Origin of the sequence: Streptomyces sp. adm13(2018), from assembly GCF_008042145.1 — a bacterium.
Classification (GTDB): Bacteria; Actinomycetota; Actinomycetes; order Streptomycetales; family Streptomycetaceae; genus Streptomyces.
On the sequence record NZ_RDBH01000339.1, the window covers coordinates 1 to 631 of the forward strand.

The 631-nt window shown below is 69.6% G+C and carries 1 protein-coding gene and 1 pseudogene; both read right to left on the minus strand.

Features of this window, described 5'->3' with window-relative positions:
- A partial coding sequence (locus EAO70_RS37420; RefSeq protein ID WP_148007212.1) for a hypothetical protein occupies positions 1–268 on the minus strand: 268 nt, incomplete at its 3' end.
- A gap of 147 nt (positions 269–415) precedes the next feature.
- Positions 416–631 (minus strand): annotated as a pseudogene (locus EAO70_RS37425) (protoheme IX farnesyltransferase); the annotation flags it as partial.

The window sequence follows — 631 nt, forward strand, 5'->3', positions numbered from 1 at the left end:
ACGACCTTGGCGGCGAAGTCGCCGTCAAGTCGCCGTCGAACTCCTCGTGGAGGGTGAGCTCGGCCTTCTCGGCGGCCTGCCGGGCGATCTCGTACGTCGGTGCGACGAGGTCGCCCCAGCCGCCGTCGTTGCCGACGAGGACGATCCGGGTGCCCGCCTGGCCGATGTGCGCGAGGTGGCCCTCAGAGCCGCCGTGCTCCGCGGCGAAGGCCCTGATCTCCTTGGCGAGCCTGGCCGCCTTGCGCTCTGCCTGCTTCGTTTCTGCCATGGAGCCGATGCTACCGAGGGGTAGATCGACTGGCGACGGCCGGGTCACGTGGCCTATCCCACGTGACCCGGCCGCCGGCCGAGCAGATCATCTGAGCGGGGGACATCCATGCAGACGTCCCCGAATGTCCCCTTGCGGGGACGCCTCCTAGCGGAGGAAGGGGTCCACCGCGACCGCCACGAAGAGCAGCGACACATAGGTGATGGACCAGTGGAAGAGGCGCATCTCCTTGAGCTTCGCGCCGGTGGCGCCCGCCTTGGCGCGGTTCAGGAGACCGTGCGCCTCCCAGAGCCACCAGCCGCCGGTGACCAGCGCGACCGCCAGGTAGAACCAGCCGGTGTAGCCGAGCGGCGTGAGCAGCAG